The following is a 24,410-nucleotide window of genomic DNA, read 5'->3' as shown; positions in this document are numbered from 1 at the left end:
ATTGCTTCTTCACAGGCCGTCGGGCGACCCTGCAACCGCCCGACGGTGTCGAGACTCGGAGTCCAGGGCCACACCGGCCAGGGCGGGCGGCAAGCCGACCGAGCCGACCGAGCCGCAAAAAGGGATCGGCACAGGCCCGGGCCTTGTCAAAAGAACGCTCAGAACTTGTAGCTCGCGCCCAGCAAGATTTGGCGGCCGTAGGTCGTGTAGCGCTCGGGCATCAGGTTGTCCGGGTTCTTGGCATTGCCGACGCTGACGCTGGTGCGATAGGGCTCGTCGGTCAGGTTGTTGACCTGCAGCAGCAGACCCAAGCCCTTGAAGCTGCCGGTCTCGAAGCTGTAGCCGATCTGCATATCAGTCACCTTTTCCGAGTTGATATTGCTGATCGCCTCGGAGTAGAAGATGCCGCGCGTCTTGGCGCTGTAGTCCGAGCGATAGCGCTGGCTGACACGGAACGAGAAGCCGTTCTTCTCGTAGTAGCCCGTCATGCTGCGCACCACGCCGGACAGCCCATCGATGCCGTTCTTGAAGCCGTCGTCGTTCAGATTGCTGCGGGTGTTGGAGTAGCTCAGCACCACGCCGAAGCCGTCGAGGGCTGGCGTCAGCATGGCCGCTTCCAGCGAGGCAGCCACCTCATAGCCGGCCACCATGCCGCCATTGCCGTTCTGCAAGGTGGTCAGGTTGCCGATGTTGCTGATCGGCACCACGGGCGGCTTGCCGGTGTTGGGGAAGCCGGTGAAGTCGTACTGCACCGTGCCCGAGCCGATGAAGTTCAGCAAGTGTTTGTGGAAGATGGCGTAGGACAGATAGCTGCGCTTGCCGATGTACTTCTCGAAAGCCAGATCCACCGAATCGGCCAGCCAGGGCTTGAGGGTCGGGTTGCCGCCGCTGCCGTTCCAGGTCTTGGTGGTCGCGTCCACGCCCACGCCGGTGAAGCCGGCACGCATGTCATTCATGCGCGGGCGGGCGTTGGAGCGTGCCAGGCCAAAACGAACAATGGTGTTGGCCGGCAACTCCGACACCAGGTTCAGGCTGGGCAGCCATTGGCCGTAGCTCGTGCCACCGGTGATGGGCACGGCCTTGCTGCCGTCCCAGACAAAGCCATTGGACTCCTGCTGGGTGCGCACATACTGCAGACCCAGATTTCCGCGCAGCGGGTGACCAAACAAGCTGGTGTCGATATTGCCTTGAACATAGGCGGTGTTGACCTTCTCGGACACACCGTAGTGGCGGGCAAATGTCTGATCGGCGCCGATCTCGGTCTGGGTGTAGAGCGCATCCTTCACGCCCATCACGTCATAGGACAGGATGGCCGGAATGCCACCGAATCCCAGGGAGCTGTTGCCCAGCAGAAAGCTGGCCGGCACGGCAATCGGCGCGCGGTTGTTCTTCAGGTTGAGCTGATACTCGACCATGTCCACGTTCTTGACCCGCTCATTCAGGTTCAGGCCCAGCTCCATGCTGCTGAAGACACCCGTCAGCTCGCGCTTGGCCGAGAGGCGCAGGGCCTTGATCTCGTCCTTGGACATTGGGTAATTGCTGCGGCCATCGCGCCCCCACCCGCCCGGGTCGCTGAGCAGCAGCTTGTTCGGGTCGGCATAGTTGAATTGCGTGGTGACCTGGGAGATGCCGCTGCCGGTCTGCACATTGATGTCCAGTGAGGTGGTGCCGGGAGCGCCGGCGCTCAACTCCATGAACTGTTCCTGGCGCTTGGCGCGCGAGTAGCTGAGATCGGCCACGGCCACCCAGTTGTCGCCCAGCTTCCACTTGTTGTTCCAGCCAAGGGCAGCGATGTCATCGTCGCGGGTGTTGTACTGGCTCAAATGCACCGGCTTCAGATTGCCGATGGTGGCCTGGGTCACGAACTGGTCGCCATTGACCTCGCCGACCTTGACATTGGAGTAGACCGGCTCGGTGGCCGCATTCCAGGTGGCGCCGAGATTCGACATCAGGGCGCGGTAGTTGCGGCGCTGTTCGAACTTGCTGTAGTACAGATCGAGCACGCTGTGGAATCGGTCATTCGGCTTGTACTCGAGCGCCGCCATCAGGCCATTTCGCACCTGCTTGGAGGCCGTCACCGTGTCTTCAAAACCGTTGAGCGTGGCCACGCCCTTGGGCACGCCAGGCACCTGGTCGCCCCAAGGGCCGGTATCGGCCCACCACCAGGATTTGTAGTGCGTTTCCTGCCCCGGTGAATCGAGGTGGGCGAAGCCCACGGCCAGGCCGATAGTGCGGTCGGCAAACTGATCGATGTAGGAAGCGCTCAGGCGCTTGCCATTGGCGCCCGGCCCAGGCGTGACCTGGCCATTGGAGTTGTTCTCGGCGCGGCCGCTGAGCACCAGCTGGCGGCTGCCGAAGTTGAGCGGGCGCACCGTCTGCATGTCGATGGTTCCGGCCAGGCCCTGGCCCACCAAGCTGGCGTCGGGCGTCTTGTAAACCTTGACGGCGCTCAGCAGTTCGGACGGGAACTGGTCGAACTCCACACCGCGGTTGTCGCTGGTGCTGACCATCTCGCGACCGTTGAGCAAGGTGCCGGCATAGTTGCCCGCCAGACCACGCACCTGGATGCCTTGAGCGCGGCCGTCGACGCGTTGGGCGGTCAGGCCCGGCAGGCGCGAGAGCGAGTCGGCGATGCTCACATCGGGCAGCTTGCCAATGTCCTCGGCCGAGATCACCTCGACGATGGAATCGGAGTTGCGCTTGGAGGCCACCGAGGCTTCGATGCCGCGACGGATGCCGCTGACGACCACCGCCTCCAGCTGCTGGCGGCCATCGGCCGTGGGCTGGGCTTGGGCGGGCGCCGAGGCCGGAGCGGCTGGCGGGGCCAGCTGAGCTTGGGCCGCCTGGGCTGCAAACAGCAGGCTGGCGCAGGCGGCGGCGACGGGACGAATCTGCCAAGCGGCACCGGGCAGGCACGCTGAGCTGAACTGCGGGGAATTCTTCATGTCGGTTTGTCTCCTGTGAAGACCTTGAGCAAGGCATCCGCTGCAGCGATCGGACATTACACTGCCCTGTTATGAATCGCTGAAACTCAAACGAATTCTTAACGAAATTAATGTTTTATTAATTCCGTATTAACCCGCGGATGGATGAAATCCGCACAGGCTGCCACCATGAACCTTCTGCTTGCTGAAGACGATGCCATCCTGGCCGATGCCCTGACCGTGCAACTGCGGCGCAGCGGCTTCGAGGTCGAACATGCGCCCAATGGCGCCGTGGCCGAGTACCTCCTGCTCAAGAACCCGTTTGACATCGCCATCCTCGACCTGGGCCTGCCCATGGTCGACGGCCTGACCGTGCTCAAGCGCCTGCGCGCGGCGCGCCGCGGCCTGCCGGTGTTGGTGCTGACCGCGCTGGACAGCCTGGACGACCGCGTCTCCGGCCTGAACGCCGGCGCCGACGATTACCTGACCAAGCCCTTTGATTTCCCGGAACTGCAGGCGCGGCTCCATGCCCTGCTGCGCCGGGGGCGGCCGGTGGCGGCCGCGGGGCAAGACCTGGCACAGCTGAGCTTTGACCGCGCCGCGCGGCGCGCCAGCGTGCAAGGCGAAGCCCTGGAGCTGAGCCCGCGTGAATGGCTGCTGCTGGACCTGCTGCTGCAGGAGCGTGACCGCGTGGTCACCAAGGAGCAGATCGTGGCCGCCTGGGCGCAAGACCGGGGCGAGAACGGTGGCGGCAATTCCGTCGAGGTCTACATCCACCGCCTGCGTCGCAAACTGGAAGGCTCGGGCCTGCAGATCCGCACCGTGCGGGGTCTCGGTTATTTGCTGGAGGCAGAAAGCAGTGCCGGCGGCGCACCCGCCACGCCATGAGCACCAGCGCGCGCTCCCTGCACCGGCAGCTCTTTGTCTGGCTCTTGATGCCGCAGGTGGTGCTGTGGCTGGCAGCGGCGCTGTTCACCTACAAGCTGGCCGAGCATTACGCCAACGCCACCATCGACGCCAGCCTCTCGCAAACCTCGCGCACGCTGGCGCGCCAGGTCAAGCCCCTGGACAACGGCCTGTTCATCGATTTTCCGCGCGCAGCGCAAGACATTCTGGAGGCCGATCCCAGCGACCGCGTGCTCTACACCGTCAGCATGCCGCCGGGCCAGTTCATCCTGGGCAACCGCAATCTTCCGCCCCTGCCCCGCGGCGCCAAACCGGTCTACGGCGAACCGTTTTTCTACAACGGCAAGCTGGCGGCGAATGACGCTGCAGCAGCGCCGGAGGCCGTCGCCAGCGGCGCTGCGGCCAGCAGCGAGCCGCAGCGCCTGCGCGTGGCCGCCCTGCTGCTGCGCTACGGCACACCCGATTCGCCGGGCCAAAGCATGCTGGTCCAGGTGGCCCGCTCCAGCACCAACCGCGAAGCCCTGGCCCGGCAAATCCTGCTCGACACCGTGCTGCCCCTGTCGGCCCTGATGGCCTTGATGACCATGATCGTCTGGGCCGGCGTGCGCACCGGGCTGCGGCCGCTGGCCGTGCTGCAAAGCCAGGTCGAGGGCCGGGCGGCCAATGACCTGACGCCGATCAAGATCACCGACGCACCACCCGAGGTGCGCTCTCTGGCCCTGGCCATGAACAGCTTGCTGGTCGAGGTCAACCACAATGTGGTGGCGCAAAAGCGCTTCATCAGCGACGCCGCCCACCAGCTGCGCACGCCCCTGGCCGGCCTCAAGAGCCAGACCGAGCTGGCCCTGCTGGACGCGCAGGACCCCGCCCTGAGGGCCCGCCTGCAGCTGGTGCACAGCAGCGCCACGCGCAGCGCCCATCTGGTCAACCAGCTCTTGAGCCTGGCGCGGGCCGAGCCCGAATCGGCCAGCCAGCAGGCGCGCAGTACCCTGGACCTGCGCCAGCTGGCGCGCGAGCTGACCACCGAGATGGTGCCGCGCGCGCTCGCCGCCGGCATCGACCTCGGCTTCGAGGCGGCCGAGTCCTGCAGCCGCTGCCCGGTGCGCGGTTTCGAGTCGCTCTTGCGCGAGGCCCTGTTCAATCTGATCGACAACGCCATCCGCTATGCCGGCCGCGGCGCCAGCGTCACCGTGCGGGTGGAGCTCAGCAACGGCCAGGCCATCGTCGAGGTCGAAGACAACGGCCCCGGCCTGCCCGAGAGCGAATGCGAGCATGTGTTCGAGCGCTTTGTGCGCGCCACGCACGACGGCACCGGCTGCGGCCTGGGCCTGGCCATCGTGCGCGAGATCGTCGAGCGCCATGCCGGCCGCGTGTGCTTGCGGCCAGTGCAGGCGCAAGCCCCCTTCGGCGCCCTGGTGCGCGTCACTCTGCCGGCAGCGGTTCAGGGATAGCCCGCTGACCGAGACCTTGCCTTGAAGGCAAAATGTTAATGCCGTGTTAATAATTAATGGAGGCCAGGGCTCGCGGACTGCATGCCGCAGCACTCGGCCCCGGATGGGGACCCGCCAATGAAACTGAATCCCGCCCGCGCGCAGCGGCTGGCCGTGAGTCGTTCGCGACTGCTGGGCGCCCTGCTGCTGACGCTGGCCACGGCTTTGCCGGCTGCCCGCGCCGGCGAGATCGAGGTGCTGCACTGGTGGACCAGCGGCGGCGAGGCGCGGGCGGCCCAGGCGCTCAAGGCCAGCATGCAGGCCAAGGGCCACAGCTGGAAGGACTTTGCCGTCGCAGGCAGCGGCGGCGACTCGGCCATCACCGTGCTGCGCTCGCGCGTGGTGTCGGGCAATGCGCCGGCCGCCGCCCAGATCAAGGGCCCCTCCCTGCAGGCCTGGGCCCGCGAGGGCGTGCTGACCAGCATCAACGAAGTGGCCCGGGCCGAACGCTGGGACGAGCTGCTGCCCCAGGTCGTCAGCGACCAAATGAAGTACCGGGGCGACTACATCGCCGTGCCGGTCAATGTGCACCGGGTCAACTGGCTCTGGGTCAATCCGGCAGTGTTTGCCCGCGTGGGCGCCAAGGTACCCAGCAGCTGGGACGAGTTCTTTGCCGCCGCCGAAACCCTGAAGAAGGCCGGCGTGATCGCCCTGGCCCATGGCGGGCAGAGCTGGCAAGACCTGACCCTGCTGGAGACCGTGACCCTGGGCGTGGGCGGCGCCGAGTTCTACCGCCAGGCCTTTGTGCTGCGCGAGGCCAGCGCGCTGAACAGTCCGACCATGGACAAGGTGCTCAGCACCTACAAACGCATCAAACCCTTCACCGACCGCAATGCCCCGGGGCGGGATTGGAACCTGGCCACAGCCATGGTGATCAAGGGCGAGGCGGCCATGCAGCTGATGGGCGATTGGGCCAAGGGCGAGTTCCTCGCCGCCGGCAGCCTGCCGGGCAAAGGCTTCATCTGCGCGCCAGCGCCCGGCACGGCCAAGAGCTTCATCTTTGTGGTGGATTCCTTCGCCATGTTCAAGCTCAAGAACCCGGCCAACAGCGCGGCGCAGAAAGACCTGGCCAGCGCCGTCATGTCGCCTGAGTTCCAGGAGGCCTTCAACCTCAGCAAGGGCAGCATCCCAGTGCGCTTGGGCATGAAGATGGACCGCTTCGACGACTGCGCCAAGGCCTCGGCGCAAGAGTTCAGCACCGCCGCCAAGCAGGCCTCGCTGCTGCCCTCGATCGCCAACGGCATGGCTGCGCCCTCGTCCATCGAGTGGGCGCTCAAGGACGTGGTCAGCCAGTTCTGGAACAGCGACAAAATGAGCACGGCCGAGGCGATGAAGCGCATGGTCGAAGCCAGCCGCAGGCAATAGGCGCCAGCGCTGCGGGACAAGCCATGGGCTGCGTGAGCTTCCCGCGGGTTCCCAGTCCTGGATCGCGGCTAGCCGGCGCGCGATCCCGGGCCTCTGGACGGCCATTGCAGGCATACCGCGAAACCGCGGGGCCCGGGGCCGCCCGTCGCAGCCGGGATCTCCAGGCTCAAGCAGCCGCCGTGCGCTTGCGCCACCAACTGGGCCAGGCGCAGGCCCAGGCCGACCGCAGCCGCGTCTTCAGGTTGATTCAGGCCGGCTTGCAACTGGGCCAGGCGATCCGCATCCACGCCCGGACCGTCGTCACGCAGGCGCAAGCGGACCATGCCGTCCGCCTCCAGTTGCAGGCTCAGCCAGGCCTGCTCGGCACCGTGACGCAGGGCGTTGTCCAGCAGATTGGCCAAGGCAGCGCTGAGCAGATTGGGATCGGCACGCACTGGAACTGTTCGGTCCGCCGGAGCCTGGACATGCAGTTGCAGCTGATCCAGGGGCAAACGCTGAGCCAGGTCGGCCAGATCACCCAGACTCAGGTCCTGCACATCCAGCTCCGCCCCGCTGCGGAACATCAGCAGCAGGGACGAAACCACGCGCTTGAGCCGTTCGGCCGCGGCCCGAGCGCGCAGGATGCGGGGCCGCGAGGCTTCGTCGGCCTCACGCTGAGCCAAGGACAGTTGTGCGTCCATGCCGGCCAGCGGGGTGCGCAAGGCATGTGCAGCATGTGCGGCAAAGGCCTGCTCATGGCGAACCCGTAAGGCCAGACGCTGGCCCAGCTCATGGATGGCGCTGCGCACCGGCAGCAGCTCCGCCCGGCTGGCTGGAGGCAGATCGGTCTCGGCGCGCATAGGGTCGTAAGCCTGGATCTGCGTGCCCAAGGCCGCCAGCGGCTGCAAGGTGGCCCGCACGCGCCGGCTCAGCAGTGCCGCCCAGAACGCACTGACCGCCAAGGCCGCAGCCAATAGTGCGAGGAGCGCGCCGTAACGCGATTCCAGGCGCTCGGCCCGGGTCTGGGCCACCAGCAAGGTGCTGCGGCCGTCCGACATGGGTATGGCATAAAGCCGCCAACCGCCCGGCGCATCAAAAAGGCCGCGGCGCGTTGGCATCAACAAGGCGCGCGCCGGCGCCGTATGGGAGCGGCGCAGCACCTGGGCAGAGCGGCTGTCCAGCAGTTGCCAGACCAGATGCTCCTTGTGCGGCGGCGCAGGCAAGACCTGACCCTGCAGCTCGTCGGGCAGGCGGACGCCCTGCTTCAGCAGACCATAGATCAGCTCCGAAGATTCGCGCAAAGCCTCGTCCATCAACTCCTCGGCCTCGTGACGCACCACCCACACCACGCTCAGCAGCACGGTCAGCAGCCAGGCGGCGCTGATCCACCACAGGCTGCGCGAGAGTTCGGCCCGCAAGCTTGGCAGCGTGTTCGTCGTCATGGGCTGACCCGATAGCCGAGGCCGCGCACGGTCTCGATCAACGCACGCCCCAGCTTGCGCCGCAGATTGAAGACATGTACTTCGACCACATTGCTGGCTGCCTCGCCCTCGAAGCCTTGGGTCAAGGCCTCCAGATCGGATTTGGACACCACACGGCCCGCGCGATTCACCAAAGCCTCCAGCAGCGTCCATTCCCGTGCGGTCAGGTCCACGCGTTGGTCGCCGCGGTACACGCATTTGGCGGCCAGATCCATGTCCACCTCCGCGGACAGGCGCCGACGCTGTGCACCTTGCGACAGCGAACGCCGCTGCAGGGCGCGGATGCGCGCTGCCAGCTCTTCCGGTTGAAATGGCTTGACCAGGTAATCATCGGCGCCGCTGTCCAGTCCCTGGATGCGCTCGCTGAGCCGGTCCTTGGCCGTGAGCACGACGATGGGCAGCCCGAGGCCGCGCGCGCGCAGCTGGCGGATCCAGTCAACCCCGGATCCATCGGGCAGTTGCCAATCGACCAGCAGCAGGTCGTAGGGTTCGCTGATCACCAGTTGCGCGTCGCGCAGGCTCTGGAACCAATCCACCAGATGGCCCTCCAGGCGCAGGAACTCGCTCAAACCCTCGCCCAAGGTGTCGTCATCTTCAAGCAGCATCAGACGCATGCGCCTTACCTCCTGCTGCAACGGTAGCACTGTGGAGAGCGCCCCACTTCAGCTCAGCTTCAGATGGGCACCACGGCCATGAGCCGTGGCGCCGCTCAGGCACTTGCGCGAGCAGCGCCCAACTGACGCGAAGGAGCCCGCCGCAGAGGGCAATTGCTCATGGCTGCAGGAGGCGGCTGTCGCTATCCTCGCCCGGCACTTCACCCAAGTCATCCCATGAGCACAAGCACTGCCACACCTTTGTTTCTGAGCCCCGCCACCGCGGGCAAGACCTGCCCCTCCGCCCTGCGCGCCTGCGCCCTGGCCGCCGCCCTGCTGGGCGCTGTGCACAGCGGCATCGCCCAAACCGCCCCGGCCGCCGAGAAAGTTGCCGATAAACCTGCCGAAAAGAAAACCTGGAACGTCAACCAGCCGCCCGGCACCGGCCGCCAGGTGCAGATCGACACCCGCAGCGGCACCTGGATGAGTGTGGACGTGAGCCCCGACGGCAAGCAGCTGGTCTTCGACCTGCTTGGTGACCTCTACCTGCTGCCCATCGCGGGCGGCGAGGCCAAGCCCCTGACCCATTCCATCGCCTGGGAGCAGCAAGCCCGCTTCTCACCCGATGGCCGCCAGATCGCCTTCCAGAGCGACGCCGGCGGCGGCGACAACATCTGGGTGATGAATGCCGACGGCAGCGGCGCCCGCGCCGTGACCAAGGAAGACTATCGCCTGCTCAACAACCCGGTCTGGCACCCCAACGGCAAGTACATCGCCGCGCGCAAGCACTACACCGGCACCCGCTCGGCCGGCTCGGGCGAGATCTGGCTCTTCCATGTGGATGGCGCCGCGGCCGGCAACAAGGGCGTGCAGCTGAATGAGAAGCCCAACTGGCAGAAAGACCTGGGCGAGCCCGCGCTTTCGCCCGACGGCAAATACCTCTACTACTCGCAAGACACCACGCCGGGCCGCAGCTTCGAGTACAACAAAAACTCCAACGGCGAGATCTTCAAGATCTTCCGCCAGGACCTCAGCGACGGCACGGTCGAGGCCTTTGTGCAAGGCGCCGGCGGCGCCATCCGCCCCACCCCCTCGCCCGATGGCAAGTACCTGGCCTTTGTGCGCCGCGTGCGCAACCAGAGCACGCTCTTCCTCAAGGACCTGAGCAGCGGCCGCGAGTTCGCCGCCTGGGGACAGCTAGAGCGTGATCTGCAGGAAAGCTGGTCCATCAACGGCGTCTACCCGGCTTTTGCCTGGACGCCGGACGCCAAACAGATCGTCGTCTGGGCCCAGGGCAAGCTCTGGCGCGTCGACCCCTTCAAGAGCGCGGCCGCCGAGATCCCCTTCCATGTGAAAGACCAGCGCGAGGTGCGCGAGGCCTTGCGCACGCCGCAGGAGGTGGCGCCCGATCAGTTCGCCGTCAAGCAGCTGCGCTGGGTCAACACCTCGCCCGATGGCAAGTCGGTCGTCTACTCGGCTCTGGGCCACATCTACCTCAAGGACCTGCGCTCGGACGCCGCGCCGCGCCGCCTGACCCAGCAGCAAGGCGAGGCTTTCGAGTTCTTCCCCAGCTTCTCGCGCGACGGCCACGAGCTGGTCTATGTGAGCTGGAACGACGACAAGCTCGGCAGCGTGCGCAAGCTGGACCTGGCCAGCGGCCGCGAGACCGTGATCACCAAGGCGCCCGGCAAATACCTTTCGCCGCGCTTCTCGCCTGATGGCCGGCAGATCGCCTACGTCAAGGCCAGAGGCGGCTACCTGACCACGCCCTGGCATGGCCTGGAGAACGGCGTCTACATCGCCGCGGCGGATGGACGTAGCGAGCCGCAGCGCATCAGCAAGGACGGCGACAGCCCGCAGTTCGGCGCCCGCAATGACGCGGTGTATGTGAGCCGCTCCAGCATGAGCAGCGAGGTCGATTCGCGCCGCTCGCTCTGGCGCATCGAGCTCAAGGACCGCAGTGAAACCGAGGTCGCGCGCAGCGAGTACGTCAGCCAATACAGCCTCTCGCCCGATGGTCAGTGGCTGGGCTTTGTCGAGCGCAGCCATGCCTATGTGACGCCGCTGCCGCAGGCCGGCAAGACCATCACCGTGGGCCCCAAGATGGACGCGCTGCCGGTGCGCCAGTTCGACGTGGTCGCCGGCGAGAACATGCAGTGGAGCGGCGACAGCCAGCAGCTCTGGTTCAGCCATGGTGACGAGCTCTTCAGCGCCCGCCTGGCCGAGGCCTTCCCTCCCGCGGCCGTGGATGCGGACGGCAAACCGGTGGCCAGCGCCTTCAAGCCCGAAACGGTGCAGCAGGCCGGCCGCAAGATCGGCTTCAGCCAGGTCAGCGACAAGCCCGCCGGCCGCATCGCCATCAGCGGCGCCCGCATCGCCACCATGAAGGGTGATGAGGTGATCGAGGACGGCGTGATCGTGGTGCAGGGCAACCGAATCGCCGCCATCGGCCGGGCCGATCAGGTGCAGATCCCGGCCGACGCCAAGCGCCTGGACGCACGCGGCAAGACCATCATCCCCGGCCTGATCGATGCCCACTGGCACGGCGGCATGGGTGAGAGCGAGATCATCCCCCAGCAAAGCTGGATCAACTACGCCTCGCTGGCCTTTGGACTGACCACCATCCATGACCCGTCCAACCGCAACGGCGACATCTTCACGCAAGCCGAAATGCAGCGCGCCGGCCTGGTGACCGGCCCGCGCATCTACTCGACCGGCTCCATCCTCTACGGCGCCAAGGGCAGCATCAATGCTCCGGTCAACAACCTGGACGATGCGCTGGTTCACCTCAAGCGCCAGAAGGCGGCGGGCGCCATCAGCGTCAAGAGCTACCAGCAGCCGCGCCGCGAGCAACGCCAGCAGGTGATCGAGGCCGCACGCCAGACCGGCATGATGGTGGTGCCCGAAGGCGGCTCGCTGTTCCAGCTGAACATGAGCATGATCGTCGACGGCCACACCGGCATCGAACACGCCCTGCCGGTGGCCGAGGTCTATGATGACGTCAAGCAGCTCTGGACGCAGACGCAGGTCGGCTACACGCCCACGCTCAACGTGGCCTACGGCGGCCTGGACGGTGAGCATTACTGGTACGCGCGCACAGAGGTCTGGAAGCACCCGCTGCTGAGCAAGTACGTGCCGCGCGCCGTGCTGGAGTCACGCAGCGTGCGCCGTGAGACCGCGCCCGAGGAAGACTTCAACGTCATCCGCGTCGCCCGCACCGCCACCGAGCTGCAGCGCGGTGGTGTCAAGGCCAATATCGGCGCCCACGGCCAGCGCGAAGGCCTGGGCGCCCATTGGGAGATGTGGATGTTCGGCCTGGGCGGCATGACCCCGCTGGAGGCCATCCGCACCGCCACCGCCAACCCGGCGCATTACCTGGGCCTGGACAAGGACCTGGGCTCGCTCGAGGTGGGCAAGCTGGCGGATCTGGTCATCATCGACGGCGATGTGCTCAAAGACATCCGTCAGAGCGACCGCATCAGCCATGTGATGCAGAACGGCCGGGTCTTCGAGGTCGGCAGCATGAACGAGGTGCTGCCGCGCCAAAAGGCCCGCAAGCCCTTCTTCTTCGACGGCGCCGACGGCCGCAGCATGCCGGTCGAGGCACACAGCCATGGCCACGGTCACGGCGGCGAGGAGGACTGAAGATCAGAGGGTGGCGAGAGAGGAAATTCAGCTCCGTACTGAATTCTTGTTTTCGTTCGCCAAAGAACTTACACTGAACTCCTCAGCGACGCCGCTCCTGCCTGCCCAGGCCGGCGCCGCCCACCTGCCAGGAGTTCGCCATGGCCGCCCTTCCTTCGGACTTCCACAGCCAGCCGCAGCCGGGCTTGCCCGATCTGCACACCCCGGCCGCCGCCGGCGCGGCGCTGCGCACGTTTTTTCGCATGGCCCAGGCCTGGGGCCTGAGCAATGAAGAACAGCAGCGCCTGCTCGGCTGCGGCCGCACCACTTTTTACGACTGGAAAGCCGGCCGCATCAAGGCCGGCCTGGACGGCGCCACGCTGGAGCGCCTGTCTCATCTGTTCAGCATCTACGCCAGCCTGCAGATCCTGCTGCCCATCCCGGAGCGGGCCGATGCCTGGATCAAGAAGGCCAACAGCGCGCCCCTGTTCGGCGGCGGCAGCGCCCTTTCGCGCATGCTGGGCGGCCAGATCGCCGATCTCTTTGTCGTGCGCCAGTACCTGGATGCACAGCGCGGCGGCTGGGCCTGAAAGACCTGGCGTTTGAGCTCTTCCACCCTGCCCCCGTCTGCCACGATCACCCTGCCCTGCATCCCCGTGCACTGGCCGGACTCCTGCCGCCTGCTTCCAAGCCGCTACCCGCCCGTACTGCTGTTCGACGCGGTGGCCGAGCCGGCCGATCTGGCCGTGATCTTCGCCATCGAGGCGCTCGGCAACCCGCGCCTGCGCGAGCAACTCGGCGAGCTGAGCCTGGTGCCGCCCGAGCAGCGCCTCTGCGGCCCCGGCAGCAGCCCCATCATGGCGGCCTTCACCCACCTGAACCCCGAGGGCAGCCGTTTTTCCGACGGCAGCTACGGTGTCTACTACGCCGCGGCCACGCTGGAAACCGCCGTGGCCGAGGTCAGCCACCACCGCGCACTCTTTCTCGCCCGCACGGCCGAACCGGCCATCGATGTGGATCTGCGCTGCTACCGCGTCACGGTGCAGGCTGATTTGCATGAGTTGCGCGCAGAGCACCAAGACCCTCGCGCGCTGGCGCTGCTGGATGCGAACTCCTACGTCGCCTCCCGGCCCTTCGCCCGGAGCCTGCGCGAGCAAGGCAGCGCGGGCCTGATCTACGACAGCGTGCGCCAGCCAGGCGGCCAGTGCGTGGCCCTGTTCACCCCGCGCGCCGCCTTGCCGCCGGCCCGGCAGGCCGAGCATGTGACGCTGCGCTGGAACGGCCAACGCATGGCCGACTGGTACCTGAAGTCAGGCCACCACGTGATCTGAGCCCCAGGCTCACGCGAGCTCAGCGCCAGACGCCTTCGCGGTTTTCTTTCTGCGTGGCGTAGTAGGTGTAGAGCACTGCGTCGGTCACGTTTTCGGTCTGGAGCAGGCCGGAGGCCGACATCTTGTGCGACCAGGTGCGATCCGCCCCGTAGTGGCCGACCCAGGGGATCTGGCGCACCAGCTCGCTGCGGATGGGGGTCAGGTGTTGCGGGTTGCGGTAATAGCCCTCGGGCGCATCGACCCAGACCTTGTTCTTCATGCTGTAGAACACCGATTTGAAGGGCCCGCCCTCGACGCTGATGCGCGCCGAAAAGCCCACGCAATCAACTCCGTTCAGCAAGGGGTAGATGGTGTCGACGTAGTGCTCGGAGATCTCGTCGTCATCGTCCACGAAGTTCAGGTACTCGCCCTGGGCGATGTCGATCATGGCCTGCAGCTTGGGGCCGTACTCGCGGCTGCGGTTGTCTTCGAGCACCAGCAGTTCCACATCGGGATAGCGGGCCACCTGGGGTTCCAGGATGGCCAGCATGCGCTTGCGCAGCTCGCGCCGCGCCGGCAGGCTGGGCACGAGGATGGACCATTTGAATTTCTTCGTCGCGCCGGCCTGCGCCGCCGGGCCAGCGGGCAACAGGCGATGGGCCGCGTCCACGGCATCGTCGGGCAGGCGCAAGCAGCTCTGGCGAGCCCGCGCCGTGGTGCGCTCGCGCAGCGAGCTCTCGATCTTGCGCAGCACCACCCGCGTGCCCAGGGCCGCATCGGCTTTGCAGGGCCGCGCCTGGGCATCGAAGTAGGCATGGGCAAGCAGCTCGAAGCGCTGCTCGAACCAGCCCAGCGCCCAGAAATCCTCGCCGCAAGCCTGCCAGAAGCTGCTGAAGAGATCGGGCGCGGCCAGCCAGCCCGCAGCCGCTGCCGGCTCGGGTGGCAAGGCGCCGGCAAGATCCAGCTGCAGCTCGCCGCCGGTTTGCAGCAGTCGCAAAGCCTGGTTCAGCACCGCCTTCAAGCCCGCGGCCTCATGCTGCAGACCGCTGACATCGAGCAGTTCCAGGCTTTCGCCGTGCAGCTCGATCGGTCCATGGGCGGCCGACAGATCGCGCAGCGGCAAGTCCAGCGGGCGGCTCAGGTCGAGCAGCAGATCGGGCTCTTGCTCGGCATCGCGGCTGATATTGAGCCAGCCGGCTTTGTAATCCGCGCCAGCGCCCATATGCAGGCGCTGCGGCCGCCAGGGCTCTTGCAGCAAGGCAGGCAGGCGTTCAACGGCATGGTTGGCCGCAAAGGCGAGCATCTCGGCATAGGGCACGGCCGGGTCGGCCTGCTCAAAGCGCTCCAGCGCCAGGCGGGCGAAATCAAAGAACGCCGGCGTGCCGAAATCCTCGCTGAAGAACTGCTCCAGCTGCCCGCCCTCCAGCCACAGGACCGAGTCCTCGAAGGCCGGATGCACCTCGGTGCCCGGCACGCGCTCGGAGATGACGGGCGTGCCCAGGGACAGGCAGATCGCCGCCCGGGTCTGCTCGAAGCGGCTGCTCTCGTAGAAATGCACATTGAGCACGGCCTTGGCCTGGCGGATGAACTCATCGCGCTCGGGGCCGTAAAGCGGGCCATCGAACAAGGCCACGCTCAAGCCCAGGGCCTCGATGCGATCCAGCCAGGCGCGGCGGCGCTCGTTCATGCTGCCGATGAACAGCAGATCGATGGGCCGCTGCTCCAGCGGGATGGATTCCGCCGGCCTCAGGTACGGTGCATGCAGCAGGGGGAACACCGGCACCTGATCCGGCCGGGCGCGGTAGGCGCTGCAGTTGGCGGCGTCGTAATCCACCACCGGCCAGTTCGCCAGCAGCTGCAAATACTCGGGCGAGACCTGGGCCCCGCCCTCGCCCAGCTGCTCCAGGTTCACAAACACGCAGACATGGCGATCGAGCAAGGCCGGCTCAAAACCGAGATGGGCGCCAAAGATGAAATTGATCGCCCCATGGCGCAGCCGGTTCTTCGCCATGCTGACCTCGGCCCCGAGGCGGCGGAACTGGTAGCGGAAGTAGCGCGCCTGATCGAGCAAGCCCAGGGAGTGCACATAGGCCCCGGGCTGCTGGATGCAGAGGTGAATTTCGGGCGTGGTGTGGCTCATGGGCGCGGTGTTGCCTGCAAGGTGTGATTCATGCTGCGGCCAGCATAGGCAGAAGCGGCGCCCGCCATGGCGTGATGAACGCGAGGAAGCCGGCGCATTTGTGGATTTGCGAAGAGGCCGCGCCACGGAGCCACTTTTTGCGCAAAAACCAGGGCTACAATCGCCGCCGTCAGGAGAGAGCTTCCTCGCGGAAGCCGCCGAAGGCGCAGTGGCACTGGTGATCCCACGCTGCGAACGCTCAGGCAAAAGGACTGATAAAACGCCCGTTCACAAAACGTCGGGCGTCCTCACTGGAGAGAGACGGGTTTCGAGCCCGTCCACCGAAGGGGCAAGCTGTTGGCAATACGCCGGCGGCCAATCTCTCAGGTAAAGCGGACAGCGAGGGCATTCCCCCCACTCCTTGAGTCGGTCTCAGGGGCGTGGGCCAGACGATTGCCCTCGAAAGCTGCTCCCATGTCCGCTGCTGACTCCTCCGCTCCCCTGCTCAAGACCCCCCTGCACGCCCTGCACATCGAACTCGGCGCCAAGATGGTGCCCTTCGGCGGCTACGACATGCCCGTGCAGTACCCGACCGGCGTGATGGCCGAGCACAAGCACACCCGCGCGGCCGCCGGCCTGTTCGACGTGTCCCATATGGGCCAGGTCCGCCTGATCGGCGACGGCGCTGCCGCTGCGCTGGAAACCATCGTGCCCGTCGATGTGATCGACCTGGGCCTGTTCAAGCAGCGCTATGCCCTGTTCACCAATGAACAAGGTGGCATCCTGGACGACCTGATGATCGCCCGCCGCCCGGACGATCTCTTTGTGGTGGTGAACGCCGGCTGCAAGGTGCAGGACATCGCCCACATGCAGGCCAAGATCGGTGACAAGTGCCAGGTCTTGCCCCTGCCCGAACAAGCCCTGCTGGCCCTGCAAGGCCCGCAGGCCGTGACTGCCCTGTCGCGCCTGAACCCCGATGTCGCCAAGCTGACCTTCATGACCGCCGGCTTCTTCAATCTGGACGGCATTGAGACCTTCCTGACCCGCTCGGGCTATACCGGCGAAGACGGCTTCGAAATCTCGGTCCATCAAGACCAAGCAGTCGAGTTGGCCCGCAAGCTGCTGGCCCAGCCGGAAGTCAAGCCCATCGGCCTGGGTGCGCGCGACTCGCTGCGCCTGGAAGCGGGCCTTTGCCTCTACGGCCATGACATCGACACCGGCACCACCCCGGTGGAAGCCTCGCTGACCTGGGCCATCCAGAAGGTGCGTCGCGCCGGTGGCGCCCGCGCCGGTGGCTACCCCGGCGCTGCGGTGGTGGACGAACAGTTGGCCAACGGCGCCGCACGCAAGCGCGTCGGCCTGGTCAGCAGCGAACGCATGCCGGTGCGCGAGGGCGCCAAGCTGGTCAACGCCGAGGGCGTGGAGATCGGCGTGGTCACCAGCGGCACCCTGGGCCCCACGGTGGGCAAGCCGGTGGCCCTGGCTTACCTGGCCAAGGAATTTGCGGCATTGGGCACCGAGGTCTTCGCCATCGTCCGCGACAAGCGCACACCAATGACCGTGTCGAGCACCCCGTTCACTCCCAACGGCTACTACCGCGGCTGAACGGACGAGAGCCGGCTCGGCTCACGTCGCGCTTGCCCGGCCCCGATCGGGCACCCTACATTTCATTTTCTTTCTCCTTTCCACCTTCCGAAAGCAACGGAGCACCGCATGAGCAACATCAAGTACACGCCTGACCACGAGTGGGTCCAGATCGAAGCCGACGGCATCGTCACCGTGGGCATCACCGTGCACGCACAAGACGCCCTGGGCGATGTGGTGTTCGTGGACCTGCCGGCCGTGGGCAGCAGCTTCGAAGCCAAGGAAGTGGCGGGCGTGGTGGAGTCGGTCAAGGCCGCCGCCGACGTTTACATGCCGGTCGCCGGCGAGATCACAGAAGTGAACGAAACCCTGCGTGACGACCCGTCGCTCGCCAACAGCGACCCGCTGAAGACCGGCTGGTTCTTCAAGGTCAAGTTGAGCAAGCCGGCCGAACTGGACGGCCTGATGGACAGCACCGCCTACGACGAGCTGGTCAAGAACAGCTGATCGAGCCGGCCGCGGCGACTCCGTGAGTGAGGCCGCGGCACCCCCTGCCACACAGCGCAGTCCTTGCGCCTTGATGTGGCAGGCTCTCCCGAACACAAAAAGCCTGAGGCCGCCACAAGCGGCGCCAGGCCCCAAGGATTTGCCATGTTGATGTCCGCCCTGCAGCCCCTGTCGGTGCTCGAGAACGCCACCGAATTCCAAGCCCGCCACATCGGCCCCGATGCCGCTGACGAAGCCGGCATGTTGTCGGTAATCGGTGCGGCCTCGCGCCGCGCCCTGATCGAAGCCGTGGTGCCCGCCAGCATCAAGCGCTCGGTGGGCATGGACCTGCCAGCTGCTGCGACCGAAGCCCAGGCCCTGGCCGAGCTGAAGGCGCTGGCGGGCAAGAACAAGGTGCTCAAGAGCTATATCGGCCAGGGCTACTACGACACCCTGACCCCGGGCGTCATCTTGCGCAACATCCTCGAGAACCCCGCCTGGTACACCGCCTACACGCCCTACCAGGCTGAAATCTCGCAAGGCCGCATGGAGGCCCTGGTCAACTTCCAGACCATGGTGACCGACCTGACCGGCATGGCCATTGCCAACGCGTCCATGCTGGACGAAGCCACCGCCGCCGCCGAAGCCATGACCCTGGCCGCCCGCGTGGGCAAGAGCAAGAGCCAGACCTTCTTCGTCGCCGACGACGTGCTGCCGCAAACCCTGGAAGTGGTGCGCACCCGTGCCGAGCCCCTGGGCTTCAACGTGGTGGTGGGCCCGGCTGCTGAGGCTGGCAAGAGCGAGTGCTTCGCCGCCCTGCTGCAATACCCCGGCGTGAACGGCGATGTGCGCAGCCTGCAAGCCGCCGCCGACGCGGTCCATGCCCAAGGTGCGCTGCTGATCGCCGCCGCCGACCTGCTGGCCCTGACCCTGATCAAGGCCCCCGCCGAACAAGGCGCCGACATCGCCGTGGGCACGACCCAGCGCTTCGGCATGCCCATGGGCAATGGCGGCCCGCACGCGGCCTACATGGCCTGCAAGGACGAGTACAAGCGCAGCCTGCCCGGCCGCCTGGTCGGTGTCTCCATCGACGCCCACGGCAAGCCGGCCTACCGTCTGGCCCTGCAGACCCGCGAGCAGCACATCCGCCGTGAGAAGGCCACCTCCAACATCTGTACCGCTCAAGTGCTGCCGGCCGTGGTGGCCAGCATGTACGCCGTGTACCACGGCCCGCAAGGCCTGAAGCGCATCGCCCAGCGCGTGGCCTCCTTCACCGCCGTGCTGGCCGAAGGCCTGAAGAGCCTGGGCTTTGCAATCGGCAACGCCAGCGCATTCGACACCCTGCATGTGCAGACCGGTGCGCAGACCGCGGCCATCCAGGCCCGCGCCGTGGCCGCCGGCATGAACTTCCGCCGCGCCAGCGCCGAGGCCCTGAGCCTGTCGCTCGACGAGACCACCACCCGCGCCGACCTGGCCGCCGTGCTGGCCGTGTTTGCTGATGGCAAGGCCCTGCCGGACCTGAGCGCGTTCGACAAGGGCATCGCCAGCCTGATCCCGGCCGAGCTGCAGCGCACCAGCGCCTACCTGAGCCACCCGGTGTTCAACCGCTACCACTCCGAAACCGAAATGCTGCGCTATCTGCGCGGCCTGTCGGACAAGGACCTGGCGCTGGACCGCAGCATGATCCCGCTGGGCTCCTGCACGATGAAGCTGAACGCCACGGCCGAGATGATCCCCATCACCTGGCCCGAGTTCGCCGGCGTGCACCCATTTGCCCCGCACGATCAGCTGCAGGGTTATGCCCAGCTGAACGAACAGCTGACCGCCTGGCTGTGCCAAGCCACCGGCTACGCCGGCATCAGCCTGCAGCCCAATGCCGGCTCGCAAGGCGAGTACGCCGGTCTGCTGGCCATCAAGGCCTGGCATGAGTCGCGCAATGAAGGCCATCGCAAGATCTGCCTGATCCCCGAATCGGCCCACGGCACCAACCCGGCCTCGGCCCAGATGGTGGGCATGCAGGTCGTGGTGACCAAGTGCGACAAGGAAGGCAATATCGACCTGGCCGACCTCAAGGCCAAGTGCGAGCAGCACAGCGCCAACCTGGCCGCCATCATGATCACCTACCCCTCGACCTACGGTGTGTTCGACACCCAGGTCAAGGAAATCTGCGCCCTGGTGCGCAGCCACGGTGGCCGTGTCTATGTGGACGGCGCGAACATGAACGCCCTGGTCGGTGTGGCCGCACCGGGCGAGTTCGGCGGCGATGTCTCGCACCTGAACCTGCACAAGACCTTCTGCATCCCGCACGGCGGTGGCGGCCCGGGCGTCGGCCCGGTCTGCGTGGTGGCCGATCTGGTGCCTTTCCTGCCCACCCACCGTTCGGCCGGCTACGACAGCAAGACCGCCATCGGCGCCGTGTCCGCCGCACCGCTGGGCAATGCCGCCGTGCTGCCCATCAGCTGGATGTACTGCCGCATGATGGCTGCCGAGGGCCTGCAGGCTGCGACCGAAGTGGCCATCCTCTCGGCCAACTATGTGGCCGCACGCCTGGCCGATGCCTACGACATCCACTTCAGCGGCAATATCGAGGGCATCAAGGGCGGCGGCGTGGCCCACGAGTGCATCTTGGACATCCGCCCGCTGAAGGACGCAACCGGTGTCGGCGCTGAAGACGTGGCCAAGCGCTTGATCGACTACGGCTTCCATGCGCCCACCCTGTCCTTCCCGGTGGCCGGCACCCTGATGGTCGAGCCGACCGAGAGCGAATCCAAGTTCGAGCTGGACCGCTTCTGCGACGCCATGCTGGCCATCCGCGCCGAGATCGCCAAGGTCGCTGACGGCAGCTGGACGGCAGAAGACAACCCGCTGGTCAATGCCCCGCACACGGCAGAGAGCCTGCTGGCCGCCGAGTGGACCCATGGCTACAGCCGCGAAGAAGCCGCCTACCCGGTGGCCTCGCTGCGCCGCCAGAAGTACTGGGTGCCGGTGGGCCGCGTGGACAACGTCTACGGGGATCGCAATCTCAGCTGCTCCTGCCCGCCGATGAGCGACTACGCCTGAGCGTCCCAGGACGCTCGGCACCGCCCTGCCAGAGCCGGCTTGCTGTCTGATGGACCTCTCACCATCGACGCCAGCCGGCTTTTTTGTCACAAGGCCGGCCTGATTCATCAGGCCGCGCTCGAATCTCACACCAACGCTTGGAGGCCCCATGGCCGTTTCAGTCTTCGACCTCTTCAAGATCGGCATCGGCCCATCCAGCTCACACACCGTGGGCCCCATGCGTGCGGCACGCATGTTTGTGCAACGCCTGCGCCACGAAGGCCAGCTCGAGCGCACGGCACGCGTGGTCTCGCAGATGTACGGCTCGCTGGGCGCCACCGGCAAGGGCCACGGCAGCGACAAGGCCGTGCTGCTGGGCCTGGCCGGCCATGAGCCGGACACGGTCGATGTCGAGCAGGTGCCGGCTTACCTCGACGCCATCCGCAGCGGCGGCCGCATCCGCCTGGGTGGCGAGCATGAGATCGAGTTCAATGAGGCCAAGGACCTGGTGCTGTTCAAGCGCCAGAGCCTGCCCTTCCATGCCAACGGCATGCGCTTCTCGGCCTTTGATGCCGAAGGCGTGGAAATCCAGCAGCGCACCTACTACTCGGTCGGTGGCGGCTTTGTCGTCAGCGACGAGGTGGCGGCCGACGGCAGCAAGCAAAAAGTCATTGCCCCCGATGCCACCGTGCTGCCCTACCCCTTCAAGACCGGCGACGAGTTGCTGGCGCTGACGAAGCAACACGGCATCAGCATCGCCGAAGTCATGCGCCGCAACGAGCGCCACTGGCGCAGCGATGATGAGACCCGCGCCGGCCTGCTGAAGATCTGGCAGGTGATGCAGGACTGCGTCAGCCGCGGCTGCCGCACCGAGGGCATCCTGCCCGGTGGTTTCAAGGTCAAGCGCCGCGCCGCCCAGCTGCACCGCGACCTGACTGCCAACCCGGAGGCGGCCCTGCGCGACCCGCTGCAGGTGATGGACTGGGTCAACCTCTACGCCCTGGCCGTCAATGAAGAAAACGCCGCCGGTGGCCGCGTCGTCACAGCGCCGACCAATGGCGCGGCCGGCATCGTGCCGGCGGTGCTGCATTACTACAGCCGCTTCGTCCACCACGCCAACGACGAGGGCGTGATCGACTTCCTGCTGACCGCCGCCGCCATCGGCATCCTCTACAAGGAGAACGCCTCGATCTCGGGCGCCGAGGTCGGCTGCCAGGGCGAGGTCGGCGTGGCCTGCTCCATGGCCGCCGCGGCCCTGTGCCAGGTCATGGGCGGCACGCCCGAGCAGGTCGAGAACGCGGCCGAGATCGGCATGGAACACCACCTGGGCCTGACCTGCGACCCGGTGGGCGGCCTGGTGCAAATCCCCTGCATCGAGCGCAACGCCATCGCCTCGGTCAAGGCCATCAATGCCGCGCGCATGGCCTTGCGCGGCGACGGCACGCACTTCGTGAGCCTGGACAAGGTCATCAAGACCATGCGCGACACCGGCGCCGACATGATGACCAAGTACAAGGAAACCGCACGCGGTGGCCTGGCGGTGAATATCGTCGAGTGCTGACGCCGTTCGCGCACGCTGGCACGAAAAAGGCGACCCACGGGTCGCCTTTTTTCATGGAGCCAGCAGGGCTCGCAGGATCATCAAGCGCGACGGCGGCGCGAAACCGCACCCAGGCCAGCCAGGGCCAGGCCCACCAGCAGCAGAGAGCTCGGCTCCGGCACGGTCGAGGGCGGCTGCACCGAGCCATTGCGCACGCTGAAGCTGTAGCGGCCGGCGACGTTGGAATTCAGCGAACCGGCAACCAGGGACTGGGCGCCGCCATCCAGCAGCGCGCCGTTGACGGCCGAGCCGGGCAGCTCGAAGGAATTGCTGTTGCCGTTGGACCAGCCGACGCGCACTGAATTGCCGCCTTGGCCGTTGCTGCCGCCGCTGCTGGCAGCATCTCCAGTCTCCCACTGGATCTTGTCGTAATTGAACTCGAAGTCGAAGTCACCGGCATTGATGTCCGAGCGGTCGGTGATGATGAGCTGGAAGGTGTTCAGCTTGTTGGCCTGGGTGTCAAAGTAGCCCACGTCCAGCCAGTTCACGCCGAAGACCTTGTGGCCGTTCAGCAGGCCGGTGCCGTACTGGGTCACGCCGCTGCGGGTATTGCGGGTGTCCACGTCGGCAAAGAAGGCCGCCAGGATCTGGCGGTTGGTGCCCTGCAGGCCGAAGGGCGTGTAAGTGTCCAAGGCTCGATCAAACGTCACGTTGCCGTTGTTGTTGACGAACAGCTGGGTGAACTGGCTGCCGAAGAAATTGACGTTGAAGCCGATGTTGACCAGGCCGGTGGAGCCATCGTCGTTGCGCGGCAAGGTGTTGGCCGAGAACAGGTCGGTGTGATGCACAGCGCCCGCCAGAGCCGAAGAGCTCGCTGCCACCAGTCCCGAGACCAGCAGTGCGGCGGAAAACAGAGTCTTGATCTTCAATTCGTATCCCTACAAGTGTCCAAAACAAAAGTTCGCCCATTGGCGAACTTGCTTTGTGAAGCAGGGTTCATGCCAGCGCACCAAGTCCTTGTGGCGCGGCAATTTGCACGAAACAGAACGTAACGCTGTCAGAAAACCCGACAACGTGGTAACAACTGCATACAAAAAACCCATGACCTGCGGCACGGGTACAGACTGCAAGACCGGGCTTAGCGCTTGATTGGCGGGCTGTCCTGAGGCAGCCAGCGCTTGTAGATGGCGGCAAAGCTGCCGTCGCGCTTCATGGCATCGAGTGCCCTTTGCCAGGCTTGAACGACACGGTCAGGGGTGTCACGCGAGAAGGCGATATACCCTTCGGCGCTGGCATAGCTGTACACGATCTCCAGCGCATCCTCGGGCACGCCGGCCTGCGCCATGATCTTGGGCATGGACAGACGTTCGGTGGCGAAATAATCCGCCCGCTGGGCCAGGAGCATGCGGATGGCTGCCTGCGGATCGGCAACGCTGACCAGGTTGCGAAAGCCCAGCTGGCTCAGCTCCTCCGAGGTGTACCAGTCACGCACCACCAGCACCGACTTGGCCCGCTTGGCATCGTCCATGCTGCGCAGTCGCAGGCCACCGCGGGCCGGCGCATAGATCGAGCTGTAGAAGGTGACCACCGGCCCCACCCACTTGAAGAGGCGCTCTCGCCCTGGCGTGCGTGCCATGCTGAACAAGGCGGTTTCGCCACCCAGTTGCACCTCGCGGTAGGCACGCGCCCAGGGTTGGAACTCGATCGGCAATTCCTTCTTCAGGCGCCGCTGGATCTCCTGCACCACCTCGACCGCCAAGCCCTTGGCCTCGCCGTTCTCGCTGAAGTTGATGGGAGCGAACTCTTCGCTGAGCAGGCGTTGTTGGGCTTGCGCTGGCAGCGTCGGGCCGATTGCGACCATGAGCAGGCAGAGCAGCCATCGGCAAGGGCGCGCCGTGTGGCGGCAGGCCTGCCGCCAGAAACCAAAACGAGGGAACATGGCTGCGCAGCATAGCCAAGCCTGAGCCCCT

16 protein-coding genes and 2 riboswitches are annotated in these 24,410 nt (G+C 66.3%); of the genes, 10 read left to right on the top strand and 6 right to left on the bottom strand.

Annotated elements, in window-relative coordinates:
• Positions 1 to 158: 158 nt before the first annotated feature.
• Positions 159 to 2,945, bottom strand: a complete 2,787-nt coding sequence (locus tag OOB33_RS16160) for a TonB-dependent receptor (protein ID WP_271009415.1) — start codon at positions 2,943 to 2,945, stop codon at positions 159 to 161.
• 168 nt (positions 2,946 to 3,113) lie between these two features.
• Between OOB33_RS16160 and OOB33_RS16155 the strand changes: the two genes are divergently transcribed.
• From OOB33_RS16155 to OOB33_RS16145, 3 genes are all read left to right on the top strand, one after another.
• Positions 3,114 to 3,812 (top strand): response regulator transcription factor, encoded by a 699-nt coding sequence (locus tag OOB33_RS16155; RefSeq protein ID WP_102770463.1) that lies wholly within the window; start codon positions 3,114 to 3,116, stop codon positions 3,810 to 3,812.
• On the top strand, positions 3,809 to 5,281 hold the full coding sequence (locus OOB33_RS16150) for a sensor histidine kinase (RefSeq protein WP_271009414.1): 1,473 nt from the start codon (positions 3,809 to 3,811) through the stop codon (positions 5,279 to 5,281). The genes OOB33_RS16155 and OOB33_RS16150 overlap by 4 nt, the downstream gene beginning before the upstream one ends.
• 117 nt (positions 5,282 to 5,398) lie before the next feature.
• A complete protein-coding gene (locus tag OOB33_RS16145) occupies positions 5,399 to 6,685 on the top strand; it encodes an ABC transporter substrate-binding protein (RefSeq protein ID WP_271009413.1) in 1,287 nt (428 codons plus the stop codon).
• A gap of 68 nt (positions 6,686 to 6,753) precedes the next feature.
• On the opposite strand, the gene OOB33_RS16140 is transcribed toward OOB33_RS16145, so the two are convergent.
• Both OOB33_RS16140 and OOB33_RS16135 read right to left on the bottom strand, forming a co-directional pair.
• Positions 6,754 to 8,106, bottom strand: coding sequence for a sensor histidine kinase (locus tag OOB33_RS16140; RefSeq protein ID WP_271009412.1), 1,353 nt, complete (start codon positions 8,104 to 8,106; stop codon positions 6,754 to 6,756).
• Entirely contained in the window at positions 8,103 to 8,759 is a 657-nt protein-coding gene (locus OOB33_RS16135) for a response regulator transcription factor (protein ID WP_102770362.1), read from the bottom strand. Before OOB33_RS16135 ends, OOB33_RS16140 begins: the two co-directional genes overlap by 4 nt.
• A 216-nt stretch (positions 8,760 to 8,975) precedes the next feature.
• Here OOB33_RS16135 and OOB33_RS16130 point away from each other — a divergent pair, with 216 nt between their 5' ends.
• From OOB33_RS16130 to OOB33_RS16120, 3 genes are all read left to right on the top strand, one after another.
• Positions 8,976 to 12,383 (top strand): amidohydrolase family protein, encoded by a 3,408-nt coding sequence (locus tag OOB33_RS16130; RefSeq protein WP_271009411.1) that lies wholly within the window; start codon positions 8,976 to 8,978, stop codon positions 12,381 to 12,383.
• Positions 12,384 to 12,523: 140 nt separating this feature from the next.
• Positions 12,524 to 12,952, top strand: coding sequence for an antitoxin Xre-like helix-turn-helix domain-containing protein (locus OOB33_RS16125; protein WP_102770360.1), 429 nt, complete (start codon positions 12,524 to 12,526; stop codon positions 12,950 to 12,952).
• Between the two features lie 12 nt (positions 12,953 to 12,964).
• Entirely contained in the window at positions 12,965 to 13,693 is a 729-nt protein-coding gene (locus OOB33_RS16120; protein WP_271009410.1) for an RES family NAD+ phosphorylase, read from the top strand.
• Between the two features lie 19 nt (positions 13,694 to 13,712).
• Here OOB33_RS16120 and OOB33_RS16115 read toward each other — a convergent pair whose 3' ends face one another.
• Positions 13,713 to 15,812 carry a hypothetical protein gene (locus OOB33_RS16115; protein ID WP_271009409.1) on the bottom strand — a complete coding sequence of 700 codons (2,100 nt, stop codon included), beginning with the start codon at positions 15,810 to 15,812 and terminating at the stop codon, positions 13,713 to 13,715.
• A gap of 160 nt (positions 15,813 to 15,972) precedes the next feature.
• Positions 15,973 to 16,076: riboswitch (glycine riboswitch) on the top strand.
• Between the two features lie 16 nt (positions 16,077 to 16,092).
• Positions 16,093 to 16,201: riboswitch (glycine riboswitch) on the top strand.
• Positions 16,202 to 16,265: 64 nt separating this feature from the next.
• On the opposite strand from OOB33_RS16115, the gene gcvT reads away from it, so the two are divergent.
• The 4 genes from gcvT (at position 16,266) to OOB33_RS16095 (ending at position 22,461) form a co-directional block, all read left to right on the top strand.
• Positions 16,266 to 17,396: a glycine cleavage system aminomethyltransferase GcvT gene (gene gcvT, locus OOB33_RS16110; RefSeq protein WP_271009408.1), complete on the top strand. Its 1,131-nt coding sequence runs from the start codon at positions 16,266 to 16,268 to the stop codon at positions 17,394 to 17,396.
• Between the two features lie 108 nt (positions 17,397 to 17,504).
• Positions 17,505 to 17,882: a glycine cleavage system protein GcvH gene (gene gcvH / locus OOB33_RS16105; protein ID WP_271009407.1), complete on the top strand. Its 378-nt coding sequence runs from the start codon at positions 17,505 to 17,507 to the stop codon at positions 17,880 to 17,882.
• A 144-nt stretch (positions 17,883 to 18,026) separates the two neighbouring features.
• Positions 18,027 to 20,921, top strand: coding sequence for an aminomethyl-transferring glycine dehydrogenase (gene gcvP, locus OOB33_RS16100; protein ID WP_271009406.1), 2,895 nt, complete (start codon positions 18,027 to 18,029; stop codon positions 20,919 to 20,921).
• A gap of 148 nt (positions 20,922 to 21,069) precedes the next feature.
• Positions 21,070 to 22,461 (top strand): L-serine ammonia-lyase, encoded by a 1,392-nt coding sequence (locus tag OOB33_RS16095; RefSeq protein ID WP_271009405.1) that lies wholly within the window; start codon positions 21,070 to 21,072, stop codon positions 22,459 to 22,461.
• 80 nt (positions 22,462 to 22,541) lie between these two features.
• Here OOB33_RS16095 and OOB33_RS16090 read toward each other — a convergent pair whose 3' ends face one another.
• Positions 22,542 to 23,369: a nidogen-like domain-containing protein gene (locus OOB33_RS16090; protein WP_271009404.1), complete on the bottom strand. Its 828-nt coding sequence runs from the start codon at positions 23,367 to 23,369 to the stop codon at positions 22,542 to 22,544.
• A 209-nt stretch (positions 23,370 to 23,578) separates the two neighbouring features.
• Entirely contained in the window at positions 23,579 to 24,301 is a 723-nt protein-coding gene (locus OOB33_RS16085; protein ID WP_271009403.1) for a substrate-binding periplasmic protein, read from the bottom strand.
• Positions 24,302 to 24,410: the final 109 nt, after the last annotated feature.

Source organism: Paucibacter sp. B51, from assembly GCF_027863535.1.
Lineage (GTDB): Bacteria > Pseudomonadota > Gammaproteobacteria > Burkholderiales > Burkholderiaceae_C > Paucibacter_A > Paucibacter_A aquatilis.
The sequence above is the reverse complement of the archived record's forward strand: the minus strand, read 5'-3'. Positions and strand labels throughout refer to the sequence as shown.

Coding starts and splice junctions, on each gene's coding strand:
- OOB33_RS16115 (WP_271009409.1), bottom strand. CDS start 15,812: ATGAGCCACACCACGCCCGAAATTCACCTCTGCATCCAGCAGCCCGGG.
- OOB33_RS16160 (WP_271009415.1), bottom strand. CDS start 2,945: ATGAAGAATTCCCCGCAGTTCAGCTCAGCGTGCCTGCCCGGTGCCGCT.
- OOB33_RS16135 (WP_102770362.1), bottom strand. CDS start 8,759: ATGCGTCTGATGCTGCTTGAAGATGACGACACCTTGGGCGAGGGTTTG.
- gcvP (WP_271009406.1), top strand. CDS start 18,027: ATGTTGATGTCCGCCCTGCAGCCCCTGTCGGTGCTCGAGAACGCCACC.
- OOB33_RS16155 (WP_102770463.1), top strand. CDS start 3,114: ATGAACCTTCTGCTTGCTGAAGACGATGCCATCCTGGCCGATGCCCTG.
- OOB33_RS16145 (WP_271009413.1), top strand. CDS start 5,399: ATGAAACTGAATCCCGCCCGCGCGCAGCGGCTGGCCGTGAGTCGTTCG.
- OOB33_RS16150 (WP_271009414.1), top strand. CDS start 3,809: ATGAGCACCAGCGCGCGCTCCCTGCACCGGCAGCTCTTTGTCTGGCTC.
- OOB33_RS16140 (WP_271009412.1), bottom strand. CDS start 8,106: ATGACGACGAACACGCTGCCAAGCTTGCGGGCCGAACTCTCGCGCAGC.
- gcvT (WP_271009408.1), top strand. CDS start 16,266: ATGTCCGCTGCTGACTCCTCCGCTCCCCTGCTCAAGACCCCCCTGCAC.
- OOB33_RS16085 (WP_271009403.1), bottom strand. CDS start 24,301: ATGGTCGCAATCGGCCCGACGCTGCCAGCGCAAGCCCAACAACGCCTG.
- OOB33_RS16125 (WP_102770360.1), top strand. CDS start 12,524: ATGGCCGCCCTTCCTTCGGACTTCCACAGCCAGCCGCAGCCGGGCTTG.
- OOB33_RS16095 (WP_271009405.1), top strand. CDS start 21,070: ATGGCCGTTTCAGTCTTCGACCTCTTCAAGATCGGCATCGGCCCATCC.
- OOB33_RS16130 (WP_271009411.1), top strand. CDS start 8,976: ATGAGCACAAGCACTGCCACACCTTTGTTTCTGAGCCCCGCCACCGCG.
- gcvH (WP_271009407.1), top strand. CDS start 17,505: ATGAGCAACATCAAGTACACGCCTGACCACGAGTGGGTCCAGATCGAA.